The sequence below is a fragment of the Flavobacterium cryoconiti genome (genome assembly GCF_048158645.1).
Taxonomy (GTDB): domain Bacteria; phylum Bacteroidota; class Bacteroidia; order Flavobacteriales; family Flavobacteriaceae; genus Flavobacterium; species Flavobacterium cryoconiti.
On sequence record NZ_JBLNKW010000008.1, the window covers coordinates 147,742 to 159,804 of the forward strand.

A 12,063-nucleotide genomic window follows, 5' to 3' on the forward strand; every position below is an offset into this window, starting at 1 on the left:
GAATTAACGATTAACCGAATTAACATTTATAGAATTTTAGTAAATGGTATTTCGTTTTTTAAAGCTTTCAAAATAAAGTTGTCTTCTAATCCATTGACAATCCAGGTTTCGATATTAGCGGCTTTGGCAATTGCAGTAGCTTCTATTTTGGATTGCATTCCACCGGTTCCGTGCGAGGATTTAGAATCGCCAATCTCTTTTTCCAATAATTTTAAATCGGTTACCAAAGAAATCGTTTCAGGAACGGCATCATGGATGGATGATTTGGTGTAAATCCCGTTCGTATTAGTCGCAATGATAAGAATATCAACATTTAATAAAACGGCGGTTAAAGCGGCTAATTTATCATTGTCTCCAAACTGAATCTCATCCGTTGCCACAGTATCATTTTCATTGATAATTGGAATATAACTGTTTTTGACCAATACATTTATCGTGTTGACGATATTGAGCTTGGTTTGTTTTTTTTCAAAATCAGAATACGAAAGCAAACACTGCGAGGTATGCAAACCTAAATCGCTAAAGTTTTCGTTATAAATCCGCATTAAATGAGGCTGACCAATAGACGCTAACGCTTGTTTTACAAAAACATCTTTATCGTGGTTATCCAGTTTTACAAATTGTTTGGCCGCAGCAATCGCACCGGAACTTACAATAATAAACTCATAATCATCTTTCAGAGCCGCTATTTGCATTCCAATATCCTCAATCTTTCCTCTCGAAATGTGATTGGTTTCTTTGGTTAAGGTATTGCTTCCCAACTTTAATAAAATTCTTTTTTTACCTGATTTGTCCATTTCCGTAAATATACCACTTATTAGTAACTAAATGTTGCAAACCAATTGGTCCACGTTGGTGTAATTTGTCCGTGCTTATCGCCAATTCTCCTCCTAGACCAAATTGTCCTCCATCGGTGAATCGGGTAGAGGCATTTTGATAAACGGCTGCCGTATCCACGTTTTCCATGAAATCCTTAGCAATTGCATCATTTTTTGTAATTATCGAAGCGGAATGCCCACCACAATATTTATTTATTTTGTCAATCGCTTCTTGATTTGAATGGGTTGTTCCAATGACAATTTTATAATCCAAAAATTCTTCGTACCAAATTAAATCCGATTCGATCTGAGGAACATCTGTTGCTTTTGAAATACTTTCGTCTCCCAAAACCGTAACGTTTCTTTGTTGTAATTCCTCAACTATTTTGATAGCAAAAGTTTCCCAATTTTCAAGATTAGTATCAATTAAAACTTTATCTAAAGCATTGCAAACAGATATATTTGAGGTCTTTCCGTTAATAATAATATCAAGCGCTTTTTTTAAATCAGCTTCCTTGTTTACATACACAAAATTATTTCCTCGACCACTTATTATAACTGGGCAAGTAGCGTGTTTTTTTACAAAAGTAATCAATTTCTCACCACCACGAGGAACGATTAAATCCACTTTTTGTGTTGGTTTCTCTAAAAATGCCTGCGTTTCTTCCCGATTGTAATTTAAATATTCCACCCATTCTGTAGCAACATTGTTTTCTTCCAATGCTTGGTGCCACAATTCTACAATTTTCAAATTTGACAATAAGGATTCTTTTCCGCCTTTCAATAGAATTTTATTTCCGGATTTAAAAGCAATTCCGCCAGCTTCAACAGTAACATCTGGTCTGGATTCATAAATAATCATTATGGTTCCAAAAGCCGCTGTTTTATTGATGATTTTCATTCCGTTTTCATGGTCGAAATTAAAACGCTCCACGCCAATAGGATCTTCTTGACTTGCTAATTGTTGCATGGATAAAATCATGCCGTCAATTTTGGTATCATCAACCAATAAACGTTTTTCCATGGCCAAATCATCCCCAGAATAATTATTTAAATCTTGTTGATTTATAGTCTTAAGATTGGCTCTTTTTTGTTCAAGAAGTTCGGCCATGCGGCTTAAAACTGAATTTCGTTTTTCTATTGGTAATAAGTGGTTCATTAGTTTTTGGTTTTGCTATTTTAGAAAAAAAATCTAAACATATAAGTCATGTAAGTTTAAGAGCTTAGATGACTTATATATTTAAAAAAATCATTTCAATTCTGCCAATGTTTCTTTTAAAGCTATAATAAAGGTGTCGATTGCTTTCTTCTTGATTGTCAATGGAGGAAGGATTCTTAATAAGTTTTTATTATTAGCATTTCCTGTAAAAATATGTTTGTCAATAATCATTTTTTTACGAAGTGTACTTACGTCAAAATCAAATTCCACACCTAGCATTAATCCTTTTCCTTTTACTTTAATAACTTCAGGAACTTGTTTGATTGCTTCTAAAAAATAGGCGTAAACGTCATTTACGTTATCCATTAATTTTTGGCTTTCAATCACATCCAAAACAGCAATTCCAGCAGCACAAGCCAAATGGTTTCCACCAAAAGTAGTTCCCAATAATCCATAACTCGCTGTGAATTTTGGAGAAATTAAGATTCCGCCAATAGGGAATCCGTTACCCATTCCTTTCGCCAGACAAATAATATCTGCTTTGATGTTATGATGTTGGTGTGCAAAAAACTTTCCGCTTCTTCCGTATCCTGATTGTACTTCGTCCAAAATCAAAACGGCATCGTAGGCCTCGCATATTTTTTCTAATGCCTGAAAAAATTCAGTTGTTCCTTGGTCTAAACCGCCAACTCCTTGAATTCCCTCAATAATAACAGAAGAAACATCTCCTTTTTTTAGTTCGTTTTCTACTAACTCGATGTTGTTCAACGGCAAAAAAGTAACAATTTGTTGTGCATTGATCGGCGCAACAATTTTTTTGTTATCTGTAACCGCAACTGCTGCAGAAGTTCTTCCATGAAAGGAATTATCAAAAGCAATTACACGAGATTTTCCGTTGTGAAAAGAGGCTAATTTCAAAGCATTTTCATTGGCTTCAGCTCCAGAACTGCACAAGAATAAAGTATACTCTTCCAATCCGGAAAGTTTTCCTAATTTTTCTGCTAATTCTACTTGCAATGGATTCTGAATCGCATTCGAATAAAAACCAATATTATCCAATTGATTTTTTAATTTGGCAACATAATCCGGTTGTGTGTGTCCAATGGAAATTACTCCATGACCACCATATAAATCTAAATATTCCACTCCGTTTTCGTCTGTAATAGTGCAATTCAGTGCTTTTACAGGAGTGATGTTGTATAATGGGTAAACGTCAAATAAGTTCATTTTTTAATTATTTAAAGATTTAAAAATTGAAAAATTTAAAGATTTAAGTCTTTTCTAAATCTTTTTTGGCTTTAGAATCTTAATAATTTTTCAATCATTAAATCCTTCAATCTTTTAATTATTTCTAGAATCCGCTTGGTTTCAAATGCAATCCTGTGGTTTCGTCCAATCCAAACATTAAATTCATGTTTTGTATGGCTTGTCCTGAGGCTCCTTTTGTTAAATTATCAATTACTGAAGTAATCAATAACCGGTTTCCTTTTTTCATTAAACTAATAATGCATTTATTCGTTTGAACCACTTGTTTCATGTTGATTCCAGTGGTCGTAACGGTTACGAAAGGTTGGTCTTTATAAAAAGCCTCATATTTCGCCACTATATCTTCCAGATTTTCTTCGATTGTTGTGTATAATGTTGCAAAAATCCCTCTGGCAAAATCACCTCTGTTGGGTACAAAAATTAATTCGTTTGTATAATCCGCTTGCAATTGGTTGACACTTTGGTTTATTTCGCCCAAATGTTGGTGCTCAAAAGCTTTATAATGCGACATATTGTTCGATCTCCAACTAAAATGCGTCGTTTCCGAAGGTGAAACTCCAGCTCCCGTGCTTCCGGTTGTTGCATTGATATGAACGTCAGTAGTAAGCATTTCGTTTTTGGCCAATGGCAATAATGCCAATTGAATTGCTGTCGCAAAACAACCCGGATTAGCGATAAATTGAGCGTTTTTGATAACCGCTTTATTCAATTCAGGCAAACCGTAAACGAAAGATTTATTATCGAACTCTTTGTCTTTAATCAATCTGAAATCATTTCCTAAATCGATGATTTTGGTATGGCTTGCAAATTGATTTTGTTCTAAAAATGATTTTGATTTTCCATGACCCAAGCACAAGAAAACAACATTCACATTTGGATTTACGGTATCAGTAAAATTCATTTCAATATCGCCCATCAAATCATGATGCGCAACCGAAAGTGGTTTTCCAGCGTTTGTCGTGCTGTAAACAAAATCAAGTGTAGCATTGGGATGAAACATCAATATTCTGATAAGTTCCCCCGCAGTGTAACCCGAACCTCCAATTATTCCAATATTAATCATGTGTCAGTTTATTTACAGATGAAAATATGTTTTGGGCATTTCCAAGAATTTTGATAAACCCTTTGGCATCGTCAGATGTCCAAGCGTTGTTCATTTCTCCATATTGTCCAAAACCGGTATTCATTAAATCATTTTCAGATTCAATTCCGTCCAATGTGAAGTGATATGGTTTTAGAGAAACGATAACGGTTCCGTTTACAGTCGTTTGAGTGTCTTCTAGGAAAGCCTCAATATTTCTCATTACCGGATCTAAAAATTGTCCTTCATGGAATAACATACCGTACCAGTTTCCTAGTTGTTCTTTCCAGTATTGTTGCCATTTACCCAGCGTATGTTTCTCTAATAAATGGTGTGCTTTGATGATAATTAAAGGCGCAGCAGCTTCAAAACCAACTCTTCCTTTAATTCCAATTATAGTATCGCCAACATGAATATCTCTACCAATTGCATACGCACTGGCTAATTTTTCTAATGCAACGATGTTTTTTGTTGGTGTGTCCAATGTCCCGTTGATGCCTACTAATTGTCCTTTTTCAAATTGTAGCGTTACTTTCTCTTCTCCCGTTTTTTGCAATTGCGAAGGATACGCTTCACTAGGTAAAGTTTGATTTGAGGTCAATGTTTCTTTACCGCCTACGCTTGTTCCCCACAATCCTTTATTAATGGAATATTGTGCTTTTTCCCAAGAATAATGAACTCCATTTTTAGATAAATAATCAACTTCTTCCTGTCTTGATAATTTCAAATCTCTAATAGGAGTGATGATTTCAATTTCGGGAGCAATGGTTTGGAAAATTAAATCAAAACGAATTTGATCATTTCCTGCACCGGTACTTCCGTGGGCGATTGCTTCCGCACCAACAGATTTTGCATATTTTATCGCTTCTATAGCTTGAAAAACACGCTCGGCACTTACTGATAATGGATACGTGTTGTTTTTTAATACATTTCCATAAATCAAATATTTAATGGCTTTGTCATAATATTTATCAACGATGGTAAGATTTGCATGTTGCGCACTCCCTAATTCGTAGGCTCTTTCTTCAATAGCGGCTAGTTCAGCTTCATCAAATCCTCCTGTATTTATAAGAACGGTATGAACTTCATATCCTTTTTCGTTTTTTAAATATTTTAGGCAATATGAGGTGTCTAATCCTCCACTATAAGCTAATACAACTTTTTTCATGATATTATTTTTTTAAGAACAAGGCTTCTTTGATTGATTTTAATCTGTTTAATACTCTAACGTTAAATGGATGTTTAGGTGGGTCTTTTGGCTTTTCTTTTGGATCATAAAGCATTCCGGTACACAAGCACATTTTGTTGTCTTTACTTTTTAGGATTTCATAATTGGTACACGTTTGACATCCTTTCCAAAAACTTGGATCGCTGGTCAATTCTGAAAAAGGAACAGGTTTGTAACCTAAATCTGAATTGATTTTCATTACCGCTAAACCAGTCGTGATTCCAAATACTTTAGCCTCTGGATATTTTTCCAATGAATAATCAAAAACAAATGATTTGATTTTTTTGGCTAAACCTAAATTTCTGTAATCAGGATGTACAATTAAACCAGAATGTGCTACAAATTTCCCGTGTTGCCAACTTTCGATATAGCAAAAACCAGCAAATTTACCATTGTCTAATGCAATGACAGCATCTTTGCTTTCCATCTTTTTTTGGATGTATTCAGGAGTTCTTTTAGCAATCCCAGTACCTCTCAATAAGGCGGACGATTCAATAGTATCGCATATTTCCTGCGAATACTTATAATGTTCTTCCTGAGTTACAATGATAGAAATGTTCATTTCAAGAGATTATTTTGAGTTAAAAAATGAGTTGATTCAAGTTTTGAAAAACAAGAGTTATACCAATCAATTAAAATAGATACATAAAAAGACATTGATCCTGAACATAGCGTTGTGTGGGCTAATGAACAAGAAAATATAGTTTTTTTAGGATATATTAATCCAATGGTTAACTGGGATAATTTCAAAACGATAAAAATGAGAAATGAATAAAAAACAAAAACAAAACACGTTGTGGGTACTATATTATAGCATCCGTACTTCGGGAGAAGCCGTAGGTTTGTTTGTCCGTGATATAGAAGTTATATGTACACTTATATTATTCATGGGTGCAAAAATACAATTATTTTGCAAATAGAATACTTATTTTGATTTTTGTAACAAAATTTTAATACAATGTTTGTTTTATGTAAATAAAAAACTCCCTGAAATAATTTATTTTCAGGGAGTCGTTATTTTTCTATTGATTTAACCAATTAATTTCGAAATCTATTGCGACTAATAATATCTTTTAACTTGGCTTTTAAATCCTCTCCTGTGTCATAAACCATTTCTTCGCTGCTAGGAAAAGCGACTGCTCTTTTATCAAAATAGGAGTAATAACTATCGTCAGAAGCGCGTCGGTCTCCTTTATAGGTTGCATAAATGTTTTCGAATGTAAACTCACTTGTCACTGGAAAGGACTGCAGAAGTTGATTGCTTCTTAGGTTTACATAATCTACTTTTGCGGTAATCTGACAGGATTTAAATTGTCTCGATTCATAAATACGGGCGTTTACGGTTCTAAGATTATCAACCAGAACCACTTTTCCTTTTTCGTCTAAAACTTCTCTTCCGTTAGCGTCAATTAGTTTTTTTACCCCATCTTTTATAATGCGTTCTTTTACAAATTCTCTTTCTTTGATTTGCTCCGGTGAAATATAAATTTGGCGAAAATTAATCATCATTCCATAATCATAATCAATTCCTCTTTGTTTGTTACTGTGGTAAACGGTCCATTTATCATTTAATCCATAGGTGCTAAAATCCAATAAATCATTTTGTAGACGAGCTGGAATAATCATATTGGTTTCATTTTTGGTGTAAACTGAAACATAATCAGAACCTTTGAATTTAGCTTCGTCTATGAGTTGTAAAACATTTTTGTAATTTGGATTTATTTGATTCAAATAATCTAAATCATCAAAAGCCTTTCGGAAATTCATCTTGTCCGAAGTAAGCATTAACTTTTTTGCATTAGCATATAAATAAACGGATAAGGCATTTTTGCTGTCTACAATTTGGTTATTATAATTGTCAAAAGGAAAAATTGCGTTCCTGCCTTCTTTAATTAATTTTAAAGGTAGTATCGGTTTGATTTTTTCCTGACGGTTATTCAATTGTATATAGGTAGTGTATATTTTTTCCAATTGCGCCGGATTTGCCTCTTTTACCAATAAGTTTATGGTATTTAAATCACGCTCTTTGGCTTTGGCGAAAGCCTCTTCGAGTAAATAAACATAATCCTGCTTGCCTTTTTTATCTTTATTGGATTGTAAATTTGAAATGGCATTATCAATTGCTGGATCGTAATTTCCGGAGCTTAATAAGTTTTGAGTTTGCTTTACGCCACAAGACGAAACAAGAATAAACAACGATAATAAAAGAGTAATTTTTTTCATAAGCAAAAAAAGTAAGTAGTTGATTATTTGAAGCCGTAATCCTATTTTTAAAATTCAAATTCCAAAAATAATGCCACAAAAAAACCTAACAAAAATAGAATAAATGTTAGGTTTTGAAAAGTATATTTTAATTTTTTATTTTCTCACAAATGGTGGTAGCAACTTACTGGAAACTTCGCCAAAACCAATGCGAACTTGTCCATTTTGACAAAATCCTTTCATAGTTACAGTATCGTTATCATTGATGAATTTACGTTCTGTACCGTCATTCATTTTTATTGGATTTTTTCCTCCCCAAGTTAATTCCAACATCGAGCCAAAACTATCTTCGGTTGGTCCTGAGATTGTTCCTGATCCCATCATGTCACCGGAATTTACGCGACAACCATTAGAGGTATGATGTGCTAACTGTTGGCACATTGACCAGTATAAATATTTAAAATTAGAATGAGAAACAACAGTTTCTTCGGTATTTTCAGGTTGAATTGTCACTTCTAAATTGATGTCGAAAGAATGCTTACCTTTTTGTTGTAAATAAGGTAACGGGGTAGGTTCTTGTTTTGGACCTTTAGTTCTAAATGGTTCCAAAGCATCCATGGTTACAATCCAAGGAGAGATTGAAGTTGCAAAGTTTTTTGATAAGAATGGTCCTAGTGGCACATATTCCCATTTTTGAATATCGCGGGCACTCCAGTCATTCAATAAAACCATTCCAAAAATATAATCTTCGGCTTCATTTATAGGAATATTTTCTCCCATAATATTGACGTCGGTTGTTATAAAAGCAGTTTCCAATTCAAAATCTACGGAACGGGAAGGGCCAAAAACAGGTGTAGTTTCGCCATTTGGCAACGTTTGCCCCATTGGTCTGTGTACTGGAATTCCCGAAGGAACAATAGTAGAACTTCTTCCGTGATAGCCTACAGGGATGTGAAGCCAGTTAGGTAATAACGCGTTTTCTGGATCGCGAAACATTTTTCCTACATTAGTTGCGTGCTCTTTACTGGAATAGAAGTCCGTATAATCACCTATTAGTACCGGTAATTGCATTTCTACATCTTCCATTTTGAAGATAACAATATCTCTGTCTTTTGTATTATCTCTTAATTTTGGATTTTTTTCGTCAAAAATTTCGGCGATGCGATTTCGAACCAATCGCCATGTTTTTTTTCCATCCGAAATAAAATCATTCAAGGTGTCTTGCATGAACATATCGTCCGTCAGCTCAATACCTTCAAAATAATTTAATTGTTGTAATGCTCCCAAATCAATTGCAAAATCTCCAATTCTAGTCCCTACCGTCACTATGTTTTCTTTGGTAAGAAAAACACCAAAAGGAATGTTTTGAATAGGAAAATCGCTGCTTGGAGCTACTTCTAACCATGATTTTCTTTTAGTATTGTTGGCTGTTATAGGCATATCGGTGTTAATTATTTTGTTGAAAATTACTCATCAAATATATTATAATCTAACTATTAACCAAACGTTTTTTTGTATTTTTGCAACATATTAACGAAAATCAAAGAAATGCAACGCGACGAACAAATTTTTGACCTTATTCTAGAAGAACAAGAAAGACAAATACACGGATTAGAACTTATCGCTTCGGAAAACTTCGTAAGTGATGAAGTAATGGAAGCAGCTGGCTCTGTTTTAACCAATAAATATGCAGAAGGATATCCTGGCAAAAGATACTACGGCGGTTGCGAAGTAGTTGATGTTATTGAGCAAATTGCGATTGACAGAGCCAAAGAATTATTTGGTGCTGCTTACGCAAATGTGCAGCCACACTCTGGTTCACAAGCGAATACAGCAGTTTATCATGCTTGTATCAAACCAGGAGATAAAATTTTAGGTTTTGATTTGTCCCATGGGGGACATTTAACTCACGGTTCTCCTGTAAACTTTTCTGGACGTTTATATACACCTTCTTTCTATGGTGTAGATAAGGAAACAGGAAGATTAGATTACGATAAAATTCAAGAAATAGCAACAAAAGAACAACCAAAACTAATCATAGCTGGAGCTTCGGCTTATTCTCGTGATATGGATTTTGAGCGTTTCAGAGTAATTGCTGATAGTGTTGGTGCTATTTTACTAGCTGACATTTCTCATCCTGCAGGTCTTATTGCTAAGGGTTTGATGAACGATCCATTGCCTCATTGTCATATTGTAACTACTACAACACACAAAACATTACGTGGTCCTCGTGGAGGTTTAATTTTAATGGGTAAAGATTTCGAAAATCCATTTGGTTTAACTACTCCAAAAGGAGAAATCAGAATGATGTCTTCTCTATTAGACTTAGCTGTTTTTCCTGGAAATCAAGGTGGTCCGTTAATGCACATCATTGCTGCAAAAGCGGTAGCATTTGGTGAAGCATTAAATGATGAATTTTTCACTTATGCTTTACAATTGCAAAAAAATGCTAACGCAATGGCTGATGCTTTTGTAAAAAGAGGATATGAAATCATTTCTGGAGGTACAGATAACCACATGATGTTGATTGATTTAAGAAACAAAAATATTTCTGGAAAAGATGCTGAAAATGCATTGGTAAAAGCAGAAATTACGGTAAATAAAAACATGGTTCCATTTGATGATAAATCACCATTTGTAACTTCAGGAATTCGTGTAGGAACTGCAGCAATTACCACTCGTGGTTTGCTTGAAGAAGACATGGAAACTATTGTTGCTTTAATTGATAGAGTGCTAGTGGATCATACTAATGAAGATGTTATCGAAGCAGTAGCTGCTGAAGTAAACGAAATGATGAGCGAAAGAGCTATTTTCGTATACTAAATAAAATACGTCTTAAAGTTTTAAAGTCGAAAGTCGAAAGTCTTGAGGAGGAATTTAATGATTCGTTCTTAATTTTGACTTTCGACTTTCGACTTTATGACCTTTTAACATTTTGATTTAAAAATTATGTCTGTACTAAGATTAAAATTGCCAACCGATCCGAGATGGGTGAATATTGTAGAGAAAAACATTGAGGAAATCTTGACGGATCATGCTTGGTGTGAACAAAAAGCAGCTACAAATGCCATAACAATTATAACTAATAACTCGGAACACCAGGATTTAGTGAAGGATTTATTGGCTTTGGCCAAAGAAGAAATCGATCATTTTGAACAGGTACACAACATTATCATCAAACGTGGCTTAAAGCTAGGACGCGAACGAAAAGATGATTATGTGAACGAATTGTATTTGTACATGAAGAAAAGTGGTGATGGGAGTAGGGTTTCAGGTTTAGTGGAACGGTTATTGTTTTCAGCTATGATAGAAGCCAGAAGCTGCGAACGCTTTAAAGTACTTTCAGAAAACATCCAGGACGAAGAATTATCTGTTTTTTACAGAGATTTAATGGAAAGTGAAGCGGGTCATTATACCACTTTTATAACCTATGCAAGGAAATATGGAGTAGGAATTGATGTTGAAAAACGTTGGCGAGAATGGCTTAAATTCGAAGAAAATATTATAACAAATTACGGTAAAAGTGAAACGATTCACGGATAATTTTAATTATTATTTTTTTAAGAATAAATGTAATTTATTCAAGAGTATTAATAATCAGCTTTTTATGTTTTTTACTTTTCAAAGAAATCAATGTTTAACATTATAAATTAATTTATTTGTGAAGGATTAATAATTTTTGATTTACTTTTAGCGTTTGATTTTAACTTTAACTATTGTTTACAGCTATGAAGCTCAACTTTAATTATGATGGAAATATTGCCTGCAGGGCGATATTGCAAGATCAATTAGAAAATTTAGATATTAAATATCAACTTTTAGATTTAGGACAAATAGAAATTAGTGATGATGTTTCAGAAGATAGCTTTACAGCACTTCAAGACAGTTTAAAGAAGTATGCAATTCATATTATAGATAACCCAAAAGGGCAATTAATTCAAAAAATTAAAGATGCAATAATTGAAATTGTCTATGAAAAGGATAAATTCCCTAACATAACAATCTCTCAGTATTTATCGGATAAATTGAACTTTAGATATGGATATATCACGAATGTTTTTTCAGAATATACGCATACGTCAATTGAGAATTTTATTATTATCCAAAAGATTGAAAGAGCAAAGAAATTAATAATTGAAGAGAAGCTAACTTTAACTGAGATTTCTCATGAACTGAATTATAGCAGTGTCGCTTATTTATCAACTCAATTTAAAAAAGTAACAGGATTAACGCCTTCCATGTTTAAAAGAATTGTTGGTAAAAGAAGAGAGTTAGCTAATAATGAATAATAAAAACAGAAAATAACCCC

The 12,063-nt window shown here is 33.7% G+C and carries 11 protein-coding genes; 3 read left to right on the forward strand and 8 right to left on the reverse strand.

Annotated elements, in window-relative coordinates; all coding sequences use genetic code 11:
* Positions 1-26: 26 nt before the first annotated feature.
* The 8 genes from proB to fahA all read right to left on the reverse strand — a co-directional run bounded on the left by proB (position 27) and on the right by fahA (position 9,194).
* Positions 27-797, reverse strand: a complete 771-nt coding sequence (proB, locus tag ACM55H_RS12810) for a glutamate 5-kinase (RefSeq protein ID WP_416836858.1) — start codon at positions 795-797, stop codon at positions 27-29.
* On the reverse strand, positions 781-1,977 hold the full coding sequence (locus tag ACM55H_RS12815; RefSeq protein ID WP_416836859.1) for a glutamate-5-semialdehyde dehydrogenase: 1,197 nt from the start codon (positions 1,975-1,977) through the stop codon (positions 781-783). Before ACM55H_RS12815 ends, proB begins: the two co-directional genes overlap by 17 nt.
* A gap of 90 nt (positions 1,978-2,067) precedes the next feature.
* Positions 2,068-3,204, reverse strand: a complete 1,137-nt coding sequence (locus ACM55H_RS12820) for an aspartate aminotransferase family protein (RefSeq protein WP_416836860.1) — start codon at positions 3,202-3,204, stop codon at positions 2,068-2,070.
* Between the two features lie 124 nt (positions 3,205-3,328).
* The gene (gene argC / locus ACM55H_RS12825; RefSeq protein WP_416836861.1) at positions 3,329-4,306 is read right to left on the reverse strand and encodes an N-acetyl-gamma-glutamyl-phosphate reductase; all 978 of its coding nucleotides are present in this window, start codon (positions 4,304-4,306) and stop codon (positions 3,329-3,331) included.
* On the reverse strand, positions 4,299-5,492 hold the full coding sequence (locus ACM55H_RS12830; protein ID WP_039110645.1) for an argininosuccinate synthase: 1,194 nt from the start codon (positions 5,490-5,492) through the stop codon (positions 4,299-4,301). Before ACM55H_RS12830 ends, argC begins: the two co-directional genes overlap by 8 nt.
* Positions 5,493-5,496: 4 nt before the next feature.
* A complete protein-coding gene (locus ACM55H_RS12835) occupies positions 5,497-6,114 on the reverse strand; it encodes a GNAT family N-acetyltransferase (protein ID WP_039110646.1) in 618 nt (205 codons plus the stop codon).
* 476 nt (positions 6,115-6,590) lie between these two features.
* Positions 6,591-7,775: a hypothetical protein gene (locus ACM55H_RS12840; protein WP_416836862.1), complete on the reverse strand. Its 1,185-nt coding sequence runs from the start codon at positions 7,773-7,775 to the stop codon at positions 6,591-6,593.
* A gap of 135 nt (positions 7,776-7,910) precedes the next feature.
* Entirely contained in the window at positions 7,911-9,194 is a 1,284-nt protein-coding gene (fahA, locus tag ACM55H_RS12845; RefSeq protein ID WP_416836863.1) for a fumarylacetoacetase, read from the reverse strand.
* A 108-nt stretch (positions 9,195-9,302) separates the two neighbouring features.
* On the opposite strand from fahA, the gene glyA reads away from it, so the two are divergent.
* The 3 genes from glyA to ACM55H_RS12860 all read left to right on the forward strand — a co-directional run bounded on the left by glyA (position 9,303) and on the right by ACM55H_RS12860 (position 12,043).
* On the forward strand, positions 9,303-10,577 hold the full coding sequence (gene glyA, locus ACM55H_RS12850; protein ID WP_039110650.1) for a serine hydroxymethyltransferase: 1,275 nt from the start codon (positions 9,303-9,305) through the stop codon (positions 10,575-10,577).
* 126 nt (positions 10,578-10,703) lie between these two features.
* Positions 10,704-11,297 (forward strand): MiaE family protein, encoded by a 594-nt coding sequence (locus ACM55H_RS12855; RefSeq protein WP_416836864.1) that lies wholly within the window; start codon positions 10,704-10,706, stop codon positions 11,295-11,297.
* Positions 11,298-11,482: 185 nt separating this feature from the next.
* Positions 11,483-12,043 (forward strand): helix-turn-helix domain-containing protein, encoded by a 561-nt coding sequence (locus tag ACM55H_RS12860; protein ID WP_039110652.1) that lies wholly within the window; start codon positions 11,483-11,485, stop codon positions 12,041-12,043.
* The last annotated feature ends 20 nt before the right edge of the window (positions 12,044-12,063 follow it).